24 protein-coding genes and 1 tRNA gene are annotated in these 24,212 nt (G+C 39.9%); 4 read left to right on the forward strand and 21 right to left on the reverse strand.

Features of this window, described 5'->3' with window-relative positions:
- Positions 1–10 precede the first annotated feature (10 nt).
- Complete coding sequence (locus NSS81_RS06610; RefSeq protein ID WP_342432722.1) at positions 11–706, forward strand: MgtC/SapB family protein; 696 nt, start codon at positions 11–13, stop codon at positions 704–706.
- Positions 707–923: 217 nt separating this feature from the next.
- Here NSS81_RS06610 and NSS81_RS06615 read toward each other — a convergent pair whose 3' ends face one another.
- On the reverse strand, positions 924–1,625 hold the full coding sequence (locus NSS81_RS06615; RefSeq protein ID WP_342432723.1) for a hypothetical protein: 702 nt from the start codon (positions 1,623–1,625) through the stop codon (positions 924–926).
- Between the two features lie 127 nt (positions 1,626–1,752).
- On the opposite strand from NSS81_RS06615, the gene NSS81_RS06620 reads away from it, so the two are divergent.
- Positions 1,753–1,902, forward strand: a complete 150-nt coding sequence (locus NSS81_RS06620) for a hypothetical protein (RefSeq protein ID WP_342432724.1) — start codon at positions 1,753–1,755, stop codon at positions 1,900–1,902.
- A 1-nt stretch (position 1,903) separates the two neighbouring features.
- A tRNA-Ala gene (locus tag NSS81_RS06625) sits at positions 1,904–1,976 on the forward strand.
- Positions 1,977–2,014: 38 nt separating this feature from the next.
- Here NSS81_RS06625 and NSS81_RS06630 read toward each other — a convergent pair.
- The 6 genes from NSS81_RS06630 to NSS81_RS06655 form a co-directional block, all read right to left on the reverse strand.
- The gene (locus NSS81_RS06630) at positions 2,015–3,433 is read right to left on the reverse strand and encodes a DEAD/DEAH box helicase (protein WP_342432725.1); all 1,419 of its coding nucleotides are present in this window, start codon (positions 3,431–3,433) and stop codon (positions 2,015–2,017) included.
- A gap of 133 nt (positions 3,434–3,566) precedes the next feature.
- Positions 3,567–4,019, reverse strand: coding sequence for an OsmC family protein (locus NSS81_RS06635; RefSeq protein ID WP_342432726.1), 453 nt, complete (start codon positions 4,017–4,019; stop codon positions 3,567–3,569).
- Positions 4,020–4,044: 25 nt separating this feature from the next.
- Positions 4,045–5,214 carry a cobalamin-independent methionine synthase II family protein gene (locus NSS81_RS06640; RefSeq protein ID WP_342432727.1) on the reverse strand — a complete coding sequence of 390 codons (1,170 nt, stop codon included), beginning with the start codon at positions 5,212–5,214 and terminating at the stop codon, positions 4,045–4,047.
- A gap of 18 nt (positions 5,215–5,232) precedes the next feature.
- Positions 5,233–5,946, reverse strand: a complete 714-nt coding sequence (locus NSS81_RS06645; protein ID WP_342433950.1) for an OsmC family protein — start codon at positions 5,944–5,946, stop codon at positions 5,233–5,235.
- A 13-nt stretch (positions 5,947–5,959) separates the two neighbouring features.
- Entirely contained in the window at positions 5,960–6,322 is a 363-nt protein-coding gene (locus NSS81_RS06650) for a DsrE family protein (RefSeq protein ID WP_342432728.1), read from the reverse strand.
- A gap of 42 nt (positions 6,323–6,364) precedes the next feature.
- Entirely contained in the window at positions 6,365–6,604 is a 240-nt protein-coding gene (locus NSS81_RS06655) for a sulfurtransferase TusA family protein (protein WP_342432729.1), read from the reverse strand.
- 169 nt (positions 6,605–6,773) lie between these two features.
- Here NSS81_RS06655 and NSS81_RS06660 point away from each other — a divergent pair, with 169 nt between their 5' ends.
- A complete protein-coding gene (locus NSS81_RS06660) occupies positions 6,774–7,658 on the forward strand; it encodes a selenium metabolism-associated LysR family transcriptional regulator (protein ID WP_342432730.1) in 885 nt (294 codons plus the stop codon).
- A 16-nt stretch (positions 7,659–7,674) separates the two neighbouring features.
- Here the strand turns inward: NSS81_RS06660 and NSS81_RS06665 are convergent, their stop codons facing one another.
- The 14 genes from NSS81_RS06665 to NSS81_RS06730 form a co-directional block, all read right to left on the reverse strand.
- Positions 7,675–9,195, reverse strand: a complete 1,521-nt coding sequence (locus tag NSS81_RS06665) for a long-chain fatty acid--CoA ligase (RefSeq protein ID WP_342432731.1) — start codon at positions 9,193–9,195, stop codon at positions 7,675–7,677.
- A 262-nt stretch (positions 9,196–9,457) separates the two neighbouring features.
- Complete coding sequence (locus NSS81_RS06670) at positions 9,458–10,360, reverse strand: alpha/beta hydrolase (RefSeq protein WP_342433951.1); 903 nt, start codon at positions 10,358–10,360, stop codon at positions 9,458–9,460.
- On the reverse strand, positions 10,353–11,375 hold the full coding sequence (locus tag NSS81_RS06675; RefSeq protein ID WP_342432732.1) for a 3-oxoacyl-ACP synthase: 1,023 nt from the start codon (positions 11,373–11,375) through the stop codon (positions 10,353–10,355). The genes NSS81_RS06670 and NSS81_RS06675 overlap by 8 nt, the downstream gene beginning before the upstream one ends.
- An 18-nt stretch (positions 11,376–11,393) precedes the next feature.
- Positions 11,394–11,573, reverse strand: coding sequence for a hypothetical protein (locus NSS81_RS06680; protein WP_342432733.1), 180 nt, complete (start codon positions 11,571–11,573; stop codon positions 11,394–11,396).
- An 11-nt stretch (positions 11,574–11,584) separates the two neighbouring features.
- Positions 11,585–12,580, reverse strand: coding sequence for a branched-chain amino acid ABC transporter permease (locus NSS81_RS06685; protein WP_342432734.1), 996 nt, complete (start codon positions 12,578–12,580; stop codon positions 11,585–11,587).
- A gap of 4 nt (positions 12,581–12,584) precedes the next feature.
- Complete coding sequence (locus NSS81_RS06690) at positions 12,585–13,445, reverse strand: branched-chain amino acid ABC transporter permease (protein ID WP_342432735.1); 861 nt, start codon at positions 13,443–13,445, stop codon at positions 12,585–12,587.
- An 18-nt stretch (positions 13,446–13,463) separates the two neighbouring features.
- A complete protein-coding gene (locus NSS81_RS06695) occupies positions 13,464–14,171 on the reverse strand; it encodes an ABC transporter ATP-binding protein (protein WP_342432736.1) in 708 nt (235 codons plus the stop codon).
- Entirely contained in the window at positions 14,164–14,922 is a 759-nt protein-coding gene (locus tag NSS81_RS06700; RefSeq protein WP_342432737.1) for an ABC transporter ATP-binding protein, read from the reverse strand. The genes NSS81_RS06695 and NSS81_RS06700 overlap by 8 nt, the downstream gene beginning before the upstream one ends.
- Before the next feature lie 95 nt (positions 14,923–15,017).
- Positions 15,018–16,202: a substrate-binding domain-containing protein gene (locus tag NSS81_RS06705; RefSeq protein WP_342433952.1), complete on the reverse strand. Its 1,185-nt coding sequence runs from the start codon at positions 16,200–16,202 to the stop codon at positions 15,018–15,020.
- Positions 16,203–16,456: 254 nt separating this feature from the next.
- Entirely contained in the window at positions 16,457–19,684 is a 3,228-nt protein-coding gene (locus tag NSS81_RS06710) for a BTAD domain-containing putative transcriptional regulator (RefSeq protein ID WP_342432738.1), read from the reverse strand.
- A 402-nt stretch (positions 19,685–20,086) separates the two neighbouring features.
- Positions 20,087–20,836: a glucose 1-dehydrogenase gene (locus NSS81_RS06715; RefSeq protein ID WP_342432739.1), complete on the reverse strand. Its 750-nt coding sequence runs from the start codon at positions 20,834–20,836 to the stop codon at positions 20,087–20,089.
- 71 nt (positions 20,837–20,907) lie between these two features.
- Entirely contained in the window at positions 20,908–21,825 is a 918-nt protein-coding gene (gene thrB, locus NSS81_RS06720) for a homoserine kinase (protein WP_342432740.1), read from the reverse strand.
- The gene (gene thrC / locus NSS81_RS06725; RefSeq protein WP_342432741.1) at positions 21,822–22,883 is read right to left on the reverse strand and encodes a threonine synthase; all 1,062 of its coding nucleotides are present in this window, start codon (positions 22,881–22,883) and stop codon (positions 21,822–21,824) included. Before thrC ends, thrB begins: the two co-directional genes overlap by 4 nt.
- On the reverse strand, positions 22,880–24,175 hold the full coding sequence (locus tag NSS81_RS06730) for a homoserine dehydrogenase (RefSeq protein ID WP_342432742.1): 1,296 nt from the start codon (positions 24,173–24,175) through the stop codon (positions 22,880–22,882). Before NSS81_RS06730 ends, thrC begins: the two co-directional genes overlap by 4 nt.
- Positions 24,176–24,212 lie beyond the last annotated feature (37 nt).

Genomic DNA, 24,212 nt, shown 5'->3' on the forward strand with positions numbered 1-24,212 from the left:
TGAACCCACAATGGAAAATGTTGATATAGATATTTTAATAAAGCTGGGGATTTCCGCAGTTTTCGGGCTAATCATTGGTCTGGAGCGTGAACTTAAGAGGAAGCCCGTTGGACTAAAAACAAGTCTGGTCATTTCTGTAGTAAGCTGTCTGTTGACAATTGTTTCAATTGAATCAGCTTATATGTTCCCTAATTCTGATGATGTAAGAATCACAATGGATCCCTTGCGCCTGGCTGCTCAAATTGTTTCTGGAATTGGTTTCTTGGGTGCAGGTGTTATTTTACGCAGAGGTAATGACAGTATTTCTGGATTAACAACGGCAGCAATGATATGGGGAGCGGCAGGGATCGGGATCGCAGTGGGTGCGGGTTTTTTTGTTGAAGCTTTTGCAGGGGTCGCCTTACTAATTATTAGTGTTGAATTAGTACCATATGTTATGAAGTTTATTGGTCCCAAACAATTAAGAGAGAAAGAAATCAGTCTTCAATTATTTATGAGAGATAAAGCTCAAATAGAAAAAGTAATGTCATTTTTGATGGAGAAAAAATATATTATTCGGAGAATCCGGATTAAGGATTTAGACAATGGAGACCATTTAGTCCAAATAAGAGTTGCAGTTGATTATCGAGAAAAAACAACGGATGTTTACGCATTAGTCTCCAGTTTAGAAGGTATCAATAAAGTAGAGATAGAAAGTATGAATTAAAATATACAATAAAATTAGTATACCCTTTATTCAGAATGACTTTTATCAAGAACGAATGTTTGCCAAACTACTCAAAGACAAACGTTTCTAGAAAGGGTGTTTAAAATGTCAAGATAGAATGAAAGTTGAATTCATGACACCATAAGTATTTTCCATTAGAGGGGAGTTAGTTAGATAAGATGAGGGAAGATTGCTAAGCAACCGCACCATATGATAACTAGGAGGTAACGACATCCAACTTTAGGTGCGGGTAGCCCCATATCATATTTGTGAAGGAATAATTATTATAAGAATAGGGATAAGAGTCATTTTTTGAATTTTCCTCGTGTTCCATATGTTCAACCTCTAGAGTAATGGCATTAACTAATATGAATGCACCAATAACTTGAATCCAGCTACCAACTAATAGAATCTGTTCTCCAATTACACTTTTTTCGTTTGAAACATAAATATTACCGATTGCTCCTAAAAAAGAGCCTAAAGAGATGAAGCTATTTCCTGTAATAGCAAGGGCCCTATAGGATGAATCCTCTCCAAGGGATGCACCTACTGCTTCAAAAGCTGCACCAAGACCTTGGACTCCACTGCCAAGGGTATCTATTTTTATCCCCTCTTCCTCAGCGCCATTCAGTTCAATACTTACTCCAACTGAATTTGTAGTATTACCAGCCGCCTCAAGCCAAGCACCGAAGATGGTATATATTTGCGATAGCTCCCTCTCTGGTTTTAACAGCTTAGTTCTCCCAATGGCTTGCAACGAATTTCCGAAAGCTTCAATCCCATTTCCTTTTATGATTAAATCTTTCCCCTGATCGCTGTGGGTGAAAGTTTGCTGGGTCTGCCCGATTGTATCAATAAGTGAACCAACACCTAGTATCCATGCTCCTGAAATAAGAAGGTCTTCTCCACGAATAGTCATATTCCCAACACTCCTTAAAAAGGTTATATAATATTATTCATAAACCAGTATATGTTTACATAAACCTTCAAAACCACGTTTCTAGATTGAAAGGAAGTCCATCGATAATGCCGGTTATTTCTTATTTGTGGAAGAGCTTAAAAATCCAAAAGGTGCAGAGGAAGTGGTTGAAGTTACCCTATCAACACGATTGATAGCTGTTGCAGTAAAAAATAATAAAAATTTCCTCTTGCAAGAATGCTCCATTCCAGATATAATCTTTTTGTACGACATATAGGGGGGGCTTAGCTCAGCTGGGAGAGCGTTTGGCTGGCAGCCAAAAGGTCAGCGGTTCGATCCCGCTAGTCTCCATATACAAAAAACCTTGCGATTTTCGCAAGGTTTTTTTATTATCTTCTATTATTTCTATCTGAACTGGTCTGTGATTTACTTCTTTCCTGTCTGGCTGGGCGACTGGTATTTGTTTGTTTCCCTCTTGAACCTGTCACCAGTGTTGATGATGTCTTTTGCTGACTGGAAGAGCGCTTTCCGAAACCTCCAGACTTACTTTCAGCTTTTCCTTCAGTTTTTCCTACGGGTCCACGCTTTCTACCTGTATATTTTTTCTTACCCTCTTCAGGTTTCCTCGATCCCCATTGTTTATTTTCTTTTGGTTTCCGTTCAGTATGACGCTTTTCCTCTGATTTTTCGTCAGTATTACCTATATTTTGTTTTGGAATGGTTATCTTTAACTCTTTTTCGATCAGGTCAAGGGTTGGGCGGTCTGCAGTAGAGTAGAATGTGATAGCCAAGCCTTCTGATCCTGCTCTTCCTGTTCTTCCGATACGGTGAATATAGCTTTCTGAATCCTGTGGAATATCATAATTAAACACATGGGTAACACCTTCCACATCCAAACCTCTTGCCGCTACATCCGTCGCAATGAGAAGTTGGACATCACCATCTCGAAACCGTTTCATCACTTGTTCCCTTTTAGCTTGTGACAAATCACCATGTAGTTCATCACATGAGAATTTATGTGACCGAAGAACTTCATATAATTTGCTGACCCTCCGTTTAGTTCTGCAAAAAATGACAGCCATATATGGCCTGTGTGATTCAATCAGATTGATTAGAGTCCCCTGTTTTGCCCTGTCCACTGTATGCATGGCGATTTGTTTGACATTGTCTGCAGGTCCTTGCTTTTTTTCCACTTGGATATATTCAGGTTCACGCATATGCCTTTTTGCTAATTTTCTAATTTCCTCTGCCATTGTTGCGGAAAACAACATCGTTTGCCTACTAGCAGGTGTTTCCCTAATAATATCCTCTACTTCGTTTAAAAATCCGATATGGAGCATTTGGTCTGCCTCATCAAGGACTAGGAAGGATAGCTTTGATAATTGTACCGTCCCTCTTCGAATATGATCCAATAGACGACCTGGTGTTCCAACTACAATCTGAACATTTCTTTTCAATTTTCTTAGCTGCTTATCAACATCCTGACCGCCATAGACAGCCAGGACATCAACATCCTGTAAATCTGCTGTCAGTTTTTCAAATTCAGCGGTGATTTGTAAGGCCAATTCACGTGTAGGTGTGACGATGAGTGCTTGAACATGTGAAGCATCAGGATTTATCTTCTCCAGAATCGGCAATATGAAGGCAAACGTCTTTCCTGTTCCTGTTTGAGCCTGTGCAATAACATCTTTACCCTCCATCAGAAATGGAATGGCTCTTTTTTGGATGGGTGTAGGTTTAGACACACCGACCCTATTTAATTTTTCTACTAATAATTCAGAAATACCTAATGATATAAAATCAGGCAAAAAAATCCCTACTTTCTCTCTCCGTAACAAAAATCTAACCTTATTAATATTGAGTGTTTATCAAAAAAATAGCAAATATTCATTTTTCTAAATAAAAAAGACCTTATCGTTTAGATAAGGTCTAGTGTACATATTATACTGCAGGAACAGTTTTTACCCAACGATTTTCTACTGGAATTCCTGCATCCTTTAATGTTCTAAATACAGGACAGCGCATGTCAACTGCCTTTTGCATTTCAGCAATTCGTTCGTCAGATTCAGATGTTTCAATATATCCCTTTACCACTACTTGTTGAAAGTAAGGTTTTACGGTAACATCTCCCATCAAACCAGCTAAATCTAAGCTACCTTCCACTTCAAAGTTAATTCCTTGTAAATCAAATTTCATTTCTTTTGCAATTATTTGGGCCATCACATTTTCACATGCCATTAAGGATGCTAAAAAGGCTGATAAAGGATCAATCGCAGAATCCTTGCCGCCAAAGGATTCCGGCTCATCAATTGCAATTGTATGCTTTCCGGCAATTGCATCGGTACGCATTCCATTTCCTTTACCTACAACCTTAAAGCTAGCCATTTGTCCCATTCAATAACCCTCTTTCATTATTTGTTTAAACTACTGCCATTTCTTTAAGTCTTTTCGCCGCTTCCACCATTGTTTTTAATTTTTCAAAGGCTATTTCATCACTATTCATTGGTCTTTGCGCAAATGTTCCAAAACCACAATCAGGATTTAAAAAGATTTTTTCAGCTGGTAAGTATTTACTCACTTCCTGCACACGGGCAACGATATCCTCAACCGTTTCAACTTCTTCTGTCCTTGGATTAACGATTCCAAATCCCAGCTCTTTGCCCCCAAAGTCACGAATCGCATCAAGCTCTCCCGCCCGTGGGGTTGCATATTCAAGAACAAGCTGGTCAACATTCACCTGAGAGAAATAGGGTATTAACGGATAATAAGGTCCTTTTAGCAGAACTTGCTCCTGAGTACTCCAGTTACCACGGCATACATGTACACCAACTCTTGTCCCTCTGCCAATCATTCCATCTGTTACTTGATTCATTAAATCCAAAGCGAAGGCAATTTCTTCTTCCGCATCCGCTTTTGCAGTTAATGCCCCGCACATAAAGGTTCGGTTTGCATTTTTTTGCGTAAAAACAAGCTCCGTTAAAACTGGTTCATCAAATTGAACAAATTCTACTCCTGCAGCGATTAGATCTTCCATTTCTTCCCGTAAAACCTTTATGATATCAACTGACAAATCCTCTTTTGTCGGATAGGCTTCTTTCGATAACCCCTCCACCCACATCGATCTTGTCAAAAGGTACGGACCTGGTAAGGCTACTTTTACGGCTTTGTCGGTGTGTTTCTTAAGGAATAAGAAGTCGTTTAATGCAAGCGGTTTCTTTCTGCTGATTTTACCAGTAGCCGCTGGGTTTGACATGGAAAAGGCTGGAACATCTAATGTTCCAAGTATCTCTTCAAAACTAGCTTTATCCTCGACATACTCAAGTAGTTCCGATACCATTAGCATCCGAACATTATGTAAGTGTTCGGCAACAAAAGAGATGAAATTATCCCTGCGCTGTTCTCCATCCGTAACAATATCAATTCCTGCTTCTACTTGCCATTTCAAGCATTGTAAAACTGCCTGATCGGCGACGGATTGAAACTCTTCTTCAGAAATTCTCCCAGCACGTTTATCGCGCATCGCTCGTTTTACTTCAGTCGTTCTCGGCCAGCTACCGATAACCGTGGTAGGGAATTTTTTGGTACTCATTATAATGTAGCCTCCCTATTAAAATACGATTGAGAGTTTTATATCAATTGTTATAGCTTGTTTAAGTGTTTGATAGATTGGAGACCTTAGAAGCGTGTTATCCCATAAATCTTCAAGAACCTTTTCTGAATCAGGTGATGATACATAGAAAGTACCAGTAATTTTGTTAACTTTGGGACCGCCTTCCTCTTCTAGCTCCAAATGGTATAAAACATTTTCCAGTCTACCTTTTATTGAAAGTTCAAGATTATCAATCTCAATATTGCGACGAGATGCCTGTGCTTTATACCCTACCGTTAGACAGGATGCCAAAGATGCAAGCAGATAATCAATCGCACTTGGTGCATCTACTTTCGCACCAAAATCAGCAGGTTGGCCTACTTGAAAGGTATGGTTTCGCGAATGAACTTTAGCCATTAGCTCCTTTTCACCTCGCGCCCGAACACTCCACTCATAACCTTTGGCTGCTTGTAATTCCTTTTCTAATTCAATCTGGTTCGAACCCTTTTTAATAAAGTAACGAGTGGTATTATCACCTGGTTCTGAACCAAGAAATTCATGATTGACCATTCGACACCAGGCTGGTAAATCTCCCGCAACCGTTCGCTCACGGCTGCGAACTTCGAGTATTTCACCATTTAAAAGGGGATCCATTGCTTTTTTGATGATTAACAGTAATCCTGATCCACAATCTAAATCCCCGCCATCACAGACCGCATGAGGAATATGCATATTCTTCACCAAATTAATATGTAATGGAAGCAGCACCCAGGCTCAGGAACTCAACTACTTTTGCTCCGCCGACAATGGTTGCGCCTTCAACAAGATTTTCTTCGTCCAGATCTCTTTTCTTAAAGCACGGGCTACAAACCCAAAGAGTCCCTCCTGCTTCCACAAAGTTATCCATTAGCTGTTTTAATGGGGCAAAGCCTTCTTCGTGGATATCATCTGCATAGCCTTTTGAAGCTAAATAGGCTCCTTCAACATTTAGAAAAATTACCGTTTCCTGACCTGATGCTACCGCAGCGTTTGCTACTACAAAACCTACTGTTGCTTTGTCAGGGTCATTCTTTGCATTTGTTAAACTCACTAAAAATTTTCCAGCCATTAGTAATTCCTCCGTTATTTCAATTTATTTAAAAAGACTATTTCAGCCTTTTTCAATATAGTAATAGCTTATCCTTCCAAAATCCTTGCGTTCTAAAAGAGTATGGTTTTGCATTCTGCACCAAGCAGGAAGATCCTCACGTGCACCTGGGTCATAGGAGATTACCTCAATGATTTGGCCACTCTCCAACTTTTTTATTGTTAAAAACAAGTTCATAATCAATTCCCCGCAACCGGTTGGACCTGCATCATAAATCCAGTCAGGTACATAATGGTAAGACATCTATTCCTCCCCCCTTAAGATTGTAAAGTTTATACTGTAAATAATTCAGAAACTGTTCAAATCCTTTGTACAACTCTATTATAGGAAAATGGTATGCTTAGATAAATTCGAATTATCTATTGGATCTATCAATTAGCATCGGATTCTTGAATGTAAAGGGGGAGAGTTAATGGATTTGCACCAACTTTTGGTTTTTACTAAGGTCGTTGAACATAAAAGTTTTTCTAAGGCTGCCGAAGATATCTTTTTAAGCCAGTCAACGGTAAGCTCCCATATCCAGGCATTAGAAAGAACGTTAAATATACATCTATTTGATCGGGTTGGGAGAGATAGCATTCTTACGCCACAGGGGGAACGACTATATCAGTGGGCACTGAAATTATTACTAATAAAGGATCAGGCTATCCTTGATTTAACAGAGGGCATGACAGAGCTGCGCGGAAACATCAGAATAGCTGCGAGTTCAGTCCCAGGACAGTTCATCATCCCAAAAATGGTCAAACAATTTAGAAACCAGTATCCAAATGCGGTGTTTCATATCGATCAATTCTCATCAAAGACCGTAGCGGAAAAGGTTCTCAGCGGAACAGTGGATATGGGGATATTAGGAGAAAAATACGATAATGATAAACTTCAATATGTTCCATTAATAAAAGAAAAATTAGTGCTTATTACCTCTAACCAATCAAGCATTTCAGGGGCGGTAACTCTTCATGAGATCATGAAGCATCCCTTTATTTTGAGGAATTCCGATTCAGGAACGAATGCTCAACTCGAAAGGTTGCTTAAAAAAAATAAGATAAATAAGGACAAATTAAATATTGCCGCCTTCACAGAAAGCGGGCAAAGTTTGATCCAATTTGTCATACAGGATATTGGCATTTCGATTATTTCTGAAATAGCCGCTAAGGAGCATTTTAGGAATAACATGCTGAAGATGCATGAGATTAATGACTTCAACGATGAAAGATATTTCTATCTAGTCTATAATCAAAATAAAACGCAATCAATGTTATCGAAATTATTTATTGATAGCGCTCAAGCTTTAGTCTAAATATGTAAAGGAGAACTTATTGTTCTCCTCTCGCTTCTTGAATACCGATACTCATTTCTTTTAATTTCACTTTATCAATTTTTCCAACATGCGTTTTCGGGAGTTCTTTAATGAAGATAAAGCTTTTAGGAATTTTATATCTACCAAGTTTTTTTTCACAGTAAGTTCTTAACTCATCCTCGTCTAACCGGTGATCTGCCTTAGATACTATGATGGCAGCTACTCTTTCTCCCCATTTTTCATCAGGAATGCCGATGACAGCAACTTCGTCGATTCCCGGATAGGCAGCCATCCAATGTTCAATTTCAAGCGGGTAGACATTTTCTCCGCCAGTAATAATCATATCCTTTTTTCTGCCTACAATATAAAAGAACCCGTGTTCATCCTTCTTAGCCAAGTCCCCCGTATGAACCCAACCATTCTTTACTGTTTCTGTTGTGGCTTGCTGATTATTCCAATAATGTGAAAAGGAATGCTTTCCTTTAATTAATAGTTCTCCTACTTCATTAGCACTTGCCTCTACACCAGTTTCTTTTACAAGTTTTATCGAATTATATAACATTGGCTTTCCGACTGATCCTTGTTTTTCTTGGGCATCTTCCGGACGAATAAAAAAATTATTTGGCCCTGCTTCTGTTAAACCATATCCCTCTTTAAAGGCTATTCCCTTTTTCTGAAAGGCTTCATATATTTGTAAGGGGCAAGGAGCCGCGCCTGATAAAAATATTTTCATCGACGGGAATTTACTACGGTTAAATTCCTCCGTCTGAACAAGCATATGATACATGGTTGGTACCAAGAGAATGATTGTACAACCATAATGATTGATGGAATTCACAGCCTGCTCTTCCTCGAATTGATCACCTATAACGACTGTCCCGCCAATCATTAATACTGGAATCGATAAAGCATTTAACCCTCCTGTATGAAACATTGGCATATAATTTATCGTTACATCTGTCTCCGTGAGGCTCCAGCTAAGTATTGTGTTGATTGCGTTCCATTGGATAGATTGGTGACTTAAGACAACACCCTTTGGTTTGCCTGTCGTTCCTCCTGTATAAATTATTGCCAGCGGATCTTGCTCAGAAATGCTCTCTAAAAGCTGCGGGCACTTTGAATTAAAAATCATTTCTTCATAGCTGCTATTTCCGACAAAAAAAGGTGTGCAATCGATGGTTTGTAATCCAGTGAGCATGTTTTGAAACCGTAAATGAATGCCAATCAATACAGGAGAACAATCCTGTAAAATTCCTTTAATCTCACTATTGGATAGACGCCAATTCAACGGGACAAAGATTGCCCCAATTTTACCGCAGGCAAATAATAAATCAAAATAACTGATATGATTTGGTGATAGTAAGGCAATCCGATCGCCTTTTTTCACTCCCCGAGACTCTAACCAACTAGCTACTGATTTAGAACGGTTGTTTAATTCTTCATACGACCAAGCTTTGTTTGTCTCTCCATCTATAATCGCATTCTTATTTGGCGTCAATCTTGCTCTATTTTCCAGCCAATCGAGTTCCCACCTCACCAGACAATCTCTCCTTCACTACTAGATAACACCATCTTACTGAAACCTAGTTACAGCGAAGTTACAACGGATTATTTAGAGTGGTATCTACAGAGTTTAGGCTGGTATCTACAAAGTTCAGTGCGTTATCTACAAAATTCAGTATGGTATCTACAAAGTTCAGTATGGTATCTACAAAGGCCACTATTTAGACACAATTCCCGCCTGATTCAACAAAAAAAAACGACCCGTTGCAGGTCGTTTTTCTACCTATTACCCTATCTTATTGTAGAACCTCCGCCTTCAGAAATTGCGTCATCTCCCTTAATAGCTGCGGAAGATCATCAACAAGCGGAGAGTGGCCACAATCCTTTAACTCTACAAATTCAGCTTTTTCTCCTAGATCTTGAACCAATTCTTTGGTCATTTCTGCACTAATAACCAAATCACGATCCCCTCTAAGCACTAACACTGGCACGTTAATCTGATCTACTTTCCCATTGCCTTCAACAAGTCCATTATCGAAGTGACTAATGTTAAAAGTATTATTTGCATGATGTACCTCAGCTAAATTGCGCTGGGTTCTCATGTCTTGGACATACTCGTCATAAAGTTCCGGAGCAGGCTGATTCTTGGTATAAATGACTGCGTTCCAAATCAGCTTTAGTAACTCCACATTATTTGTGTCATAAGCTGTTTGTACAGGGATGGTTCGTACTAAATCTTGCTTAATTTCTTCATATGATATAAAACGGTGCACATCGTCCTGTACCCCTAATTTCCCATCGAAAGGATAGCCTCTCGTTGATTCTGAAGCTAATAAAATCAGCTTATTACAGTATCCTGGGTAATCAGCAGCAAATTGCATCGCCACCGCACCACCTGTTGACCAGCCAACAAGTGCAAAGTCCTTCAGGCCAATCTCATTAACAAACAGCTTTACATCATCAGAAAAATCTTTAATCGATTGGATTAAATTGTGATAGCTAGATTCTCCGAAACCTCGTAAATCCAGAGCGTAAAGTTTATATTCTGCACTCATGTTCTCAAGAACAAGATCCCAATGCTTAGATGAAGTCATATTTCCATGGATGAGCAGTACCTTTTTTTCTCCACCCTCCCGTTCCCGGTAGGCGATCGTTTCCCCGTTCACCAATTGAACGGTTTTCATTGCTACATTAACCATCCAGCTCACCTTTCCCCCATTTAATAGTCGTTGCCCCCCACGCATATCCAATGCCGGCACTTACAAAAACGATCAAGTCCCCATCCTTTACTTTGCCCTCTCCTAGAGCAAGCTCAAGCGACAATATTTGATCAATTTGCCCAATATGTCCATAGTCCTCTAAGTAAATCGATTGTTCAGCAGACAAGCCTAATTCACTTAAAACATATGCATGCGCTGACTTTTTCATGTGCAGCATCGCCAAATAATTAATATCACTTTCCTGGTATCCGCTCAGATTTACTGACTCAGTGATAACCTTTAAAAAATTGTCCATCGACTTCTGCGCTAGGCGTCGCTTCATTCCCTCTGGGTCGAGCACATCCAGCATATTTAAACGTTGATCAATGGCCTCTTTCGAAATGGGATTCTTTGTACCACCTGCAACAACAACGACATCTTCAGAAAAGGAACCATCCGTTATCATTCGGGTTTCCAATACAATATTTTCTGCGTGTCCTTTTTTTAAAAGAATTGCCCCGCCACCCGCACCAAGGTTATACATGAAGCGGGTCCGAGGATTCTGATAATCAATGAAATCTCCATTCCGATATCCCCCTGCAAGCAGAACCGTATTAATTTTAGGATCAGCCATCATCATGCTCTTTGCAATTTTTAATGCCATGACGGTGGTCCCGCATCTTAATGCCACATCAAAAGCCCAGGCATTGTATGCTCCTATTGCTTCTTGAAGCTTGATTCCAGCTGTCCAGAGAGGGTATTCCTTATGTTCTTCGCCTATATAAATAATCAAATCAATTTCCAGGGGATCAATGTCTGCTTTATCAATGGCTTGTTTTGCTGCAATAATTCCCATTTCACATGTATGATCATTGGGACCTGGAACATATTTTTTCTTGATACCCATCTTTTCTTCGACAATAACAGAAGGGATACCTGCCATTTCAGCTATATCCTTCCCGGTCAAAAAATCTTTTGGCAGATACACACCTGTACTTAAGATACCAACCTTCAAAGCTTATCAACTCCTACTCTATGAGTCTTCTGCCATCTCTTTCATGAAGACACACGCCTCTTCCACCGTATCAAAGAGAGTCTCGTATTCCCCCTGAACATGGGTAACTTTTATTCTCCAGTGTTTTTTACCTGTTTCCTTCTCTATTTCAGTAAGTTGAAAACGAACGACGAAGGAAGCAATTTGTCTTGAATCCATGAGTCCTCCTTCTATCCCGCTATTTTTTCTTTTTTAACGGAATCGCGTTTTTTTCGTTTCCAATTGATCGTCCTTAACGTACCAACAATACCTAGAGGGAAGAAAATTACAACCAATATATAGATGATTCCGAAGAAAATAATCCAGCGTTCAAAAATCCAATGTACTTTTGCAAGCTCGGTTAACCAATCATGAGCAAATTCAATTAAACCCGCTCCAATAATTGCACCGACTAATGTACCAACACCACCAATGATTGTCATTAATAAGGCATCTAGGGTAATATCCATAGAGAAAACACTTGTATTTACAAACCTTAGGGACATCGCATACAGGATTCCAGCTATCCCAGCAAGCACACCTGATACAACACTGGCGGCAATTTTATAATGAAGAACTTGAAATCCTAAGGATTCCGTTCTTTGTTCATTTTCACGAATGGCCTGTAACACTCTTCCCAAGGGGGAATTCGTAAAGCGCTTTAATATCATAAAAACGATAATCATCGCCAATAAACAAATGAGATAATAATTAGTTCGGTCAATAAACATTTCAGGCACCCGGAAGGTAAATCCATCATTCCCATAGGTTAATGTCCGCCATTTTTCTGCTAAAACTAAAAACAACCCGGCTAGCGATAGAGTAAGCATTGCATAGAAATGGCTTTTTAACCGGAGGGTAAGCAAGCCAACAATGAAACTTACTGTTGCGGTCAGGGCTATCGTTGTAAGTACCGCCAAAAGAAAATGGAGCATTGTAGGCTCAAATCGCTTCATGAAGATACCAATGGCATAGGCCCCGATTCCAAAATACATTGCATGTCCAAAAGAGACAATTCCTGTAAACCCCAACAGCAGATCATAACTCATAGCAAATATTGCAAACACAAAAATTTGTGTTAACAGAATCATCAAACCTCTAGATTCGTAAACAAAGGGCAATAGGAGCAGAAAAGCAGCGATGATAATATATAAAGCTGACATTCTATTATGTTGAATCCACTTCATATCCTCACCCCTTCCCTCCAAATAATCCTTGCGGTTTCACGATCAATACGACCGCCATTAACAGCATATTTACTGCTAATGATAATTCCGGTACATAATAGGCCATAAACGAACCAGACAAGCCAACTAAAATCGCCGCCATTACCGAGCCAGTAAAATTACCCATTCCGCCTATCACAACTACAATAAACGCCAAGATAGCAAATTCCATCCCCATCCCTGCATGAATGACACCAGAATAAGGTCCTAACAGAATTCCGCCAAGAGCCGCCATGCCTGAGCCAATCATAAATACAAACATAAACACTTTTTGGATATTGATTCCTAGTGCTTGAACCATTTCCTTATTCATAACTCCAGCCCTAACAACAAGGCCAATCTTCGTTTTCTTTAGTAAATATTGCACTCCAGCAAACACCATCAATCCTACAAAAATGATAAATACCCGATATTTAATTATGATGACGCTGCCAATTTCCCAGCTTCCTTTTAACAAATCGGGTGTGTTTGCAATCAATTGATTCGGTCCCCAAATAACTTTGAGCATCTCAGACAGGACAAGCATTAGCCCTAATGTAATTAAAATCTGCTGCACATGGTTTCCATAAACCGGCTTAATAATCCATCTTTCAATAATGATTCCAAGGAGAAATCCTGTAAGAATCGCACCAATAATGCCAATGAAAAAGCTGCCTGTTGTTGAATAGATCCACAAACCGCTATATGCTCCCCAGGCAAATAACCCGCCATGGGCAAAATTAAGAACGTCCATTAAACCAAAGATAAGCGTTAAACCAGCAGCCAATAAAAAGATTAGCATGCCTGTTGCAAGGCCATTTAACGTTAAATTGATTAATAACTCCAATGATGTTTACCTCCTCTCCTAAGCAATACCTAAGTATTTGCGTTTCATCTCTTCATCTTCTTTTAGCTGCTTCATCGTTCCATCGTTTACTGTCCGTCCATCATCAATGATGTAAAAGTAATCTCCAATGGTGCTTGCCATCATGAAGTTTTGTTCCACTAATACAATCGTCGTTTTATCTTTCATTTGTAAAATTGACTCCATTACCTTTTCAATAACGATTGGCGCTAAACCCTTACTAGGCTCATCAATGAGCAGCAATTCGTTTTCATTCACATAGGCTCTCGCAATGGAAAGCATTTGTTTTTGACCGCCGCTTAATAATCCGCCTGGTTTTTTCCAAAACTTTTTTAAGTCTGGAAACAAATCTAATATATAATCCATCCGTTTTGCTGTAACTTCACTTTCTAACCTGATTGCAACCCTCATATTTTCCTCAACGGTTAGTCCTGCAAAAATCCCCTGATCTTCCGGGACATAACCGATTCCTTTTTTTGCAATCGTGTAGGTCGGCAGCGCTTGAATCTCGTCTCGTTTATAAACAATACTCCCTTTTGTCGCTGGGTTGAGCCCCATAATCGTCCTTAGAGTCGTTGTTTTTCCTGCTCCGTTTCTTCCCAGTAAAACGGTAACCTCACCCTTTTTCACTTCTAAACTGATACCTTGTAATATATGATATTGTCCAATATGCGTTTCAACCTCGTTCAGTCTTAATAGCTCATTCATCGACGTGACCTCCTAGATAGGCCGACTGAACCAACTCGTTTTTCATAATTTCCTCTGGGGTTCCATCAGCCAAAAGTCTGCCATTAAATAAAACCATCACAGAATCTGATAAGTCTAAAATCATATCCATTTTGTGTTCGATAAGAATAATTGTCCGGCTCGCTTGCTCCTTGATTTTCCTAATCACCTCTAATATTGCAGGCACCTCTTCTAACGACATTCCAGCAGTCGGTTCATCTAATAACAATACCTCTGTTTCAAGCGCAAGGAGCATCGCCATCTCGAGCTTTCGCTTTTCACCATGTGCAAGATTACTGGCAAGTGAATCCTTTTTATCTTCTAATAAAACAAGTCCTAACCATTCCAATGCCTTCCTTTCAAACTCACGATATTTCTTATAATGAAAAAACACTTGGTACCTTACCCCGGCATTTGACTGCACAGCTAACCGGACATTTTCCAGAACAGTTAGATTGGGAAATACATTAGTGATTTGAAAGGAACGGCCAATGCCTTCTCTAGTCCGCTTTGTCGGGGAAAACTTTGTAATGTCCTTTCCCCGGTAATAGACTTTTCCTTTAGTAGCTGCTAATTGTCCGCTGAGGAGATTGAAAAAGGTTGTTTTTCCAGCTCCATTCGGACCAATAATTGATTTAAAATGCTTTTCAGGAACAGAAATACTGACAGAATCGACAGCAGTATGCCCTCCAAAGGTAATCGATAATTCACTTGTTTCTATTATGGTTGACACTTTCCTCACCACCAATCTGAAAGATAGAAATAACGAAGAGGGTGACCACAGGTTTCATGGTCAAACCCTCATCATTTAAGTAATACGAACTATTATTAATTCCGAACGGGCGGTGTAGTTTCTTCCGGCGTCAATTCTCTGATCAACACTGGCACAGGGTATGCTATCCCTTCCTTCTTTTCAAGTCTAATAGCATACAATGCTTGGAGGGCCTGATGATCCTCTGGGCGATAGGTCATTTTTCCTTTTGGAGTTTCGAAACTCATGCCCTCCATCGCCTCTATGAGTTTATCCCCTTCTGCATCGCCTTTCGTTTTCTTCAACGCTTCGACAATTGAAATGGCTGCACTCATTCCGCCTGGGGTAAATAAATCTGGCACCTCGCCATTAAATCTTTTCTTATGTTCGGCCACAAGCCAATCGTTGATCTCATTCTTTGGCAAATCATGATAATAGACTGTAAAGCCTTCCATTCCTACAAGCGGTTCCATCGTTGCTAGAGCAGCAATATCCGGTGCACCTGTTGAAATTTTGATTCCATTATCTTGAACCTTCATGTCAGAAATTTGTTTCCACGGAGAATTAGCTCCAGCCCATACAACAAACAAATAGTCAGGCTTAGCTTCAATGATTTTTTGAATATTTGAGGTAAAATCAGTTGCTGCGGGATCCGCGTATTCTTCTAGAACAATCTCGGCACCAAGTGCTTTAGCTGCTTCTGCAAAAGCTGCTACTCCATCACGTCCAAATGAATAATCCGGTGCAAGGGTGGCAATTTTCACGCCTTTTTTTGCAATCGCTGCTGCACCTGCAACCGCATCTTGTGAAGAATTTCGAGCGGAACGGAATATATACTTATTAAACTCGGAACCTGTAATACTATCGGCTACTGCTGGTTCAACGATCATAATTTTTTGATATTCTTCTGCAAGCGGGAGTACAGCTAACGTATCAGCAGAACTGGACGACCCCACTAAGAAGTCCACTTTATCCTCTTCAAGCAACTTAGTTGCTTTTTGAACGGCCACCTCTGGCTTTGTTTCTGTATCCTCAACAAAAAACTCGATTTTTCTTCCTTCAACTTCCATTGTTCCTTCAGTTGCATACTCCAGTCCAAGCTCAAAACCTCTTAAAGTTTGTTTGCCATAGGATTCCAGGGCACCTGTTGTCGAGGCAAGAACACCAATTTTAATCGGCTCAAGATTTTCAGCCTTTTCACCATCATCCTTTGGATCGCCTTTTGTTTGATCTGAACTACAGGCAGCTGTAAAAATTAACATAAAAATAAGTAGTCCTAATAAAGCTATTTTCCCGCGAAATGCATTCACATCTTTTCCCCCTTAAATTTTGTATTAAGTTACAGGCAAAGCATTAAGTTAATAATAGAAAAAGAGAGTTACAGACTAGTTACACAGAAAAGCAGAAGCGCCTTTTTCAGTGAAAAAGGGGTTCATTTTTTCCTACCACCGACAGCGCTGGAGGGGCATATTAAAATTAATTTAAAAAACAGCCCTAGGGCTGTTTCATTTGTTCACTATATACTTTTGGCTTCGATAATCATTTCATACATATGCTTAGTTGGTTCTAACGGGGTCACACCCAATTCTTCCTCTAATACCTCCGTACATTTTTTGTACCATTTCATGGCATACGGCCGGTTATTTTTTCGATAATAACTGTACATTAATAAACGATAGGCTTCTTCCCAGGTTCGATCCCTTGCTAGTATTCTTTCGCACCAAAAAATAACGCTTTCATAATTCTCTTTACGTACCATTACTTGCGCCATCTTCTCTGCCCCTCGTAAAAAATAAACGAGCATGCTTTCCCTTTTGTTAATACACCAATCATCATATCGGCGGTCCGGCAAGTATTCTCCCTGGTAAATGGATAGTCCCTTTTCCAAATAAGGAATCGCTTTTTCCTGATCCAGTTCATTTAGTCCGTTTTGTATCCGAGACTGAAATTGAGTTGTATCCAATTCAATTACAGCATGAGGATTTAACCCGTAAAACATTCCCTCTCTGATAATGAAAAATGGTGCAGCCCTAGCCTTGCGTGTTGGCTCCAGTAAATTTTGCAGACTGTTTAGAGCCACTTTGAAATCCCTGTCTGCACTTTTTTTATCTTGATTTGGCCAAAGAATTTGGATAATCTCATCTTTAGCAATTAGTTCATTAGCGGTAATAAATAATTGAAATAGCTCCTTTGCTTTTTCACGCTGCCATTCCTTTTCCCCAACTTCTTTTTCTCCAAGCCAGATTTTGAAAGTTCCAAGTGTTTGTACACGGATTGAATAGCCTGGATGAAAGTCAAAAGCAGTTACCCCCATATCTTGGAGAACTTTCATTGCAAATGGCGCTTGAATGTCTTCCTTTGAGCACTTAATTAATAACGGGACAAACATCTGTAAATCTCTTGGACTAAAGATCGACCTTTTATGGAAGAAAAAATCAAACTTATTAATTTGTACTAGGCTTAGGAAGGATTCCATCTTTTCATGGAAAAGTTCTTGGCTATTTTCTAAATAAAAAACATAGGATAACCAGAACTTGCAAAGCATCTGTCCATAGGAGTCATCGCATTGGAGGAATAGAACTTCCGTTTTCTCTAAGAAGTCAATCCCTTTTGATAACCTTTTGCTTAATATTGAATTTACTCCCATACATAAACTAATTAAGGCAGAAAGCCAGACATCATGCACTTTCTCCGTCTCTTCTAATGCTCTATTACCCGCGTCCATTGCCCGTTCAAATTCTCCCTTTGTCCCGTAAAGGATACAAAGTCCCATTAATGGTTCTGCTTTTCCTCGTTCCACATTTAATCGGTCCATAATCTCTAATGCGGTTTGGTAGCATTGTTCAGACAAATCTAAATCATATTTATTGAGAATTTGTACGGCATGGCCCATCCGAATCCAGCCGCACGCCTCAACAAATGGGGCCATAAGACTGATTCCCTGTTGAATTCCAGCTTGAGCAAGGTCTTTTGCTTTCATTCCTTCACCAATAAAAACTTCTATTAACGATAATAATAAATCGGTTTCCCTGTGAGACTGCGGCAGAGCGGATATGCTTCTGCCCTTTAGTTCTTCTTTCTGGCGGTTAAGGAAATTCTTCGCTTTATCAAAACGGCCAGTTCGTAAATACAATCTCGCTTCGATATTCCCGTCCAAAACGACCAGATTAGTTTCTTTTGCTTTTTGCAGCCACTTTTCCGCGTTTAAGGATTTCCCTGAGTTAAGTAAGTTCTCAGATAGCAAATAATACAATTTAGCTTTTTCCTCATCAGAGCAGTTACTTTTTTCTCTATGTGCAATAGCTTCATATAGAAGTTCCTCTGCTTGATGCGGCTGTATTGTATCCAAATAGATCTTTGCTTTTCCTTCTAAGGCTTTGCTCATTCCTAAATAATCCAAGGCTTTTTGTGCACAGGTAAAGGTCTTGTTATAGCATTCTCCAGCCTCTTGATATTGTGATCGGTGTCGATGAACCTCTGCTTTTAAATACCAAAGCATATAATAAGTGGTGAGCTCCTCTTCAGGAATCATTAATAAGTGGTCAAATAGGCTTTTCAGCTTGCCATTTTCAAGCATCTTCGTTCCATAGTCTTGAAGAATCGAGGCAATCGCTTTAACTTGATTAATTTTTTTATAATGATAGAGTGCTTCCTCCCACAGGGCTCTTCTTTCATAAAAGCGGGCACATCTTTCATGGAGAAGCAAAAAATTGGCTGGATGGTTCTTTTGAAAGTTCTCTTCTAAGAAGCCTTTAAATAAGGCGTGATACCGATAATGCTTCGATCCAATTTTTTGAATAAATAAATTCCTTTCCTTCAATTGTTCAAGCATACTTGTTGCTTGATGCAGACCAATTACCTCGTCACATAATTCTTCATCAATTATTTCGAAAATAGATGTTTGTTCTAAAAACTGCTGAATCATTGGTGTTTGTTTTGCGAAGACTTCCATCACTAAGTACTGAAATAACTCATGGAGTGAATGTGAGGAGTGATCAAAAAGGGTGGATATGTCATTTCTAAGTGGTATTTGCTGTGCAATCATACAGAGAGCAATAACCCAGCCTTCTGTCATTTGATAGATGGTTTGCAGCTGGCTTGGGTCAAGTTCTAAACCATAAAGGTCTGTTAATAACATTTCCATTTCTTCTATTGTAAGAACAAGGTCTTCTTTCGTTATCTCTAATAATTGGCCACAAACCTTCATTTTCGTTAGTTGTTTCCAGCCAGGATGGCTTCTGCTCGAAATAACCAAATGTAAATTGGGCGGCATGTGTTCGAGTAGCTTTTCAACCCAGCTATTGATGGTATAGGAATGTTCAATTTGATGAAAGTCATCCAAAATTAAGGTAATCTCAGCATCTGCCGAAAGGATCTCATTTATAAATAACGAGCATAAATAACTCAATTCTTCTTCGCGGATATAGCGGTCCATTGTTTCTATGTAGCTAGCTGTTTCCTTGCCAAAATCAGGTAAAATCCTTCTGATCGAATGAATGACATATGAAAGAAAAGGCAGAATATCGTCATCCAACGATGAGATTGAGTACCAGCAACCGGATACTTTTTCATCTCGCATAAATAATGCCAGTGCCGTACTTTTTCCAAAACCGGCTCCAGAATGGATAACCGTTAACGGATATTCAGGAATCCTTTTCATTTTACGCGTCAGCTCGGCACGCCTAATAAAGTCCTCTTTGACAGCCGGAATTCGCAGCTTTGTTCGAATAATCGGCAGCTTCAATTATTTGATCCTCCTTTAATATTTTCGCAATATTTACACTATTTTATCATACTAAGAGATAGATGGGTATTAACCAACCTAAAAACGATAAGTTATATTCAACTTTTTACAAACATTTTGGCTGTGTTAAACTTGCCTGTTGATTGGAGCTCCAGGCACTTCGCTTTCCGCGGGCAGTCCGTGAGCCTCCTCGTCGCTTCGCTCCTGCGGGGTCTCCCGTGACTTGCTCTTCCCGCAGGACATTGAATAGGCTTCCTTGAATTTTCACCGCACGAAGGAAATGCGATAGCATTTTCGAGGAGTTCTTCGTGCCTTCCGCTCCAATCAACAGAGATTGTAAAATTAACTTTTACCTTTATCACAGCTTTAATTTGACTACCTAAATAGTTATTAGGTAGTCATCTATTCTTCATATATCATTTTTCTGGTCATTCCACCATCGACGACCAGGTTGATTCCAGTGACAAAGTCATTATCCTCGGAGGTTAGATACAAACATGCACGTGCGATATCAATTGGCTTTCCTACACGTTTTGAAAAATGCTGTTCATGGTCGATTGCAGTTAATTGGGAATCAGCTCCAGTGTGAATCCAACCAGGTGAGATAGCATTTACTGTTACCCTGTCATCACTCAAAGAGGCTGCTAAAGCATGTGTAATTGCAACAATTCCTCCCTTGGTCGCCGCATATCCTTCGGAATTGGGTTCTGACATAAGCGCACGAGTCGAGGCAATGTTCACAATTGAACCGCCCTTTTCATTCTTTCTCATCCATTTCGCACTTTCACGCGAGCATAGAAAGACGCTTCTTAAATTGGTATGGATGATATCGTCCCATTCCTCAACTGTGACTTCATAAAGGGATTTAAATAACCCCTTCCCTGCATTATTGATAAGAATATCAATCCGGCCATAGTTTTCATGTACTGCTTCCATTAAGCGGATGATATTTGCTTCTAGCCTCACATCTGTTTTTATGAATTTTGCTTCACCAAAGTTTTGGTTAATCCAATTTGCCGTATGGTTTCCTGCCTCTTCCGCAACATCAGCGATGACCACTTTGGCTCCATTTTTTGCAAAGGCAGAAGCAATCCCCTGGCCTATCCCATTTGCTCCCCCTGTCACAATTACCACTCTTCCTATAAACGCCATAATATTTTCCTCCCCAAAAAAATTACACTCAAAAAGGCTCACAATAATTGTAAGCCTTTTACTAAATTTTATTATATACACTTTTCGAGCTTGTGAACCGAACTTCCTGCGTTATCTATCTTTAGCCATTTTACTTTCATATCAGGTAACACAGTTTGCAAAGAATCGGTCAATTTCTTCCCCATTCCTATTTCAGTAAAACATAAAATTGTTGGTCCAGCACCACTTAATACGACTCCGAATGCCCCATTTGATTTAGCGATTTTTTCAACATCACTATAAAATGAAATAAGCGGTTTTCGATATGGCTGGTGAAAAAGATCTTGTCCCATCATCTTTCCTGCAAGTTCCCAGTTTTGACTAAGCAGTGCCGCAACTAAAACGTTTGCGGTAGCGGAAGCATTTACCGCTTTCGAATATGAAAGTTCCGTCGGAAGTACACCACGTGAATCTTTCGTCAGTAAGGTCTCTTGCGGGATACAGGCCACCATCTCAAACGAAATAGCGTGGAATGAAAGGATATCAACTTCCTTTTCCTGAAAACTGCCAATCACAAGCCCTCCATATAAGGAAGCCCCGACATTGTCAGGATGTCCTTCTATTTCTGTTGCAAGTAGGAGCTTTTCCTTTTTTGTTAGAGCTAAACCCCCAACATAGTCAGCCAGCTCTATTCCAGCAACAATCGCAGAAGCACTTGATCCAAGCCCGCGTGCTAAAGGGATATCACTCTCAACAATAATCTTACAGGGTGTTAGTTCTTTCCCATATTTCGCAGCCGTTTGAATCGCTATTTGACAGATGAAATTTTTCTCATCTGCAGGCAATCCCTTTAATTCAATGGAAGTTGAAGTGCATTCCCAGCTCTCGCTTTTCTCTGCCTCTAGCTTCAAATACAAATCAACGGCAACTCCAATTGAATCAAAGCCTGGTCCGAGGTTAGCAGAACTTGCCGGTACCTTAATAACAAACTTTTCATCACTTAGAGTCATCTATGGACAACTCCCCTTATATGCTCTGTCACTGCTTTTTCATCATTCGGCAATTGCAATACATCTACAAGGCTATTCTGGATTGCCGTATCCGTATCTTTTAAGCCATTCCCTGTTAGAACAGCAACAATCTTTGTACCTTTTTCAATTTTGCCCTTTTGAATCGATTTGTAGATTCCTGCAAGGGAAGCACAAGACCCAGGTTCTGCAAAAATCCCTTCAGCTGCCGCTACCTTCTTATAAGCAGAAATAATTTCATCATCACTGACTTCGTCAAAGATGCCATTTGATTCCTCAACAGCAGATACCGCTAAGTTCCAGCTTGCCGGATTCCCAATCCGAATCGCTGTAGCAATCGTTTCAGGATTTTCAAAAACACGATTATGAACGAGTGCGGCGGCACCTGCTGCTTCAAAGCCAAACATTCTCGGCAGCCCTGTTCCCTTATGTTCTGCATATTCCTTAAAACCTTTCCAATAGGCACTAATGTTTCCAGCATTTCCAACTGGTATTGCCAAAATATCAGGTGCAAATCCTAGTTGATCACAAACCTCAAAAGCCGCCGTCTTTTGTCCCTCCAGCCGGTAGGGATTAACGGAATTAACAAGGGCTATCGGTTCTTCCTCACTAATATTTCGGACCATTTTCAGTGCTTGGTCGAAGTTCCCCTCAATGGAGATAATTTCAGCTCCATACATCATCGCCTGCGCTAATTTCCCCAAAGCAATTTTTCCTTCAGGGATGACAACGATACAACGCAGTCCAGCCCTAGCCGCATATGCCGCTGCCGCAGCGGATGTATTTCCAGTAGAGGCACAAATGATTGTTTTGCTCCCTGCCTCGATTGCCTTTGCTACCGCCATCACCATACCGCGGTCCTTGAAGGATCCCGTAGGATTTGCACCTTCCAGTTTTACATATAGTTCAACACCCCACTCTTTTGAAAGGCGTTCAAGCTTTACTAATGGTGTATTTCCTTCATTTAATGTAAGTGTTGGTGTTTCGTTGGTAACTGGTAAAAATTCTTTATAGGCTTCAATCAATCCTGGCCATCTCATAATGATTTCCTCACCACCTTATAAGCACTTTTTATTTCCTTAACTGCTTGCATATCATTTAATTCTAGTAGAATCGCATCATAATTAGTTAGAGATGCTTTATGGGTTACCACAACAATTTCTGACGTTTCGTGCTTCTTTACTGGAAGCTGAAGTATTTTTTCAAAGCTTACACCATACTTTGCAAATATTGAGGTAATCTCCGAAAATACGCCAACTTCATCTTGGACATGAATGCGCAAAAAGTATTTAGAGTACTTTTCCTCATTATCCTTTAATTGTTTAGGATATTGTGGTGTAACTGCACTCTTGCCGTTTACCCCAAGGCGTAAATTTTTCATGACTCCCACTAAATCTGAAACAACCGCTGTTGCTGTCGGTAAACTCCCTGCGCCCGGACCATAGAACATCGTTTCACCCACCGCTTCACCATAAACATAAACAGCATTGTACTCGTTTTGAACAGATGCCAACGGATGGTTATTGGACAAGAATGTCGGCTGGACACTTACCTCTACTTTTTCACCCTCGCGATGGGCGTAACCAAGGAGTTTCATTGTATATCCCAACTGCTTTCCATAATGCAAATCTTCTTCTGTCACTTTGGAAATCCCTGAAACATTAACATCAGCCAAATCAATATGCATCGAAAATCCTAATGTCGCTAATATGGTCATTTTACGCGCCGCATCTAGTCCTTCAACATCAGAGGTTGGATCAGCTTCAGCAAATCCAAGCTCTTGAGCTTCTTTTAGCACATCTTCATAGGCCAATCCTTCTGTACTCATTTTTGTTAAAATATAATTAGTCGTTCCATTTACAATACCCATCATTTGCGTAATGCGATCTGATGCAAGACCATCTACTAAGCCTCTTAAGATTGGAATTCCCCCAGCAACACTTGCTTCATAGAATAAATCGCAGCCATGTTCCGAAGCAACGGATAACAGCTCGGATCCATGCAAGGCCATCAAGTCTTTATTTGCAGTTACCACATGTTTTCCTTGACGAAGGGCACTTAACAAATATTCCTTTGTTTCCCCTACACCGCCCATTACTTCTATGATTACATCAATTTCATTGTCCAAAAGAATATCATTTGCATCCGATGTTAATAAATGCCTATCCACATCTACAGGCCTAATTTTATGTAAATCCTGGACAAGGATTTTTTTGATTACAACGGGACACCCGACTTGGTGCATTAATTTATCTTGGTGATTTTTTATTATTTTTACAACACCTGAACCAACTGTTCCTAAACCTAGTAGACCAATCGAAATTGCTTTCATGCGTTTCCCTCCCGTACTTTCTTTTATATATACATTT

Source organism: Neobacillus sp. FSL H8-0543, assembly GCF_038592905.1.
Taxonomy (GTDB): domain Bacteria; phylum Bacillota; class Bacilli; order Bacillales; family Cytobacillaceae; genus Neobacillus.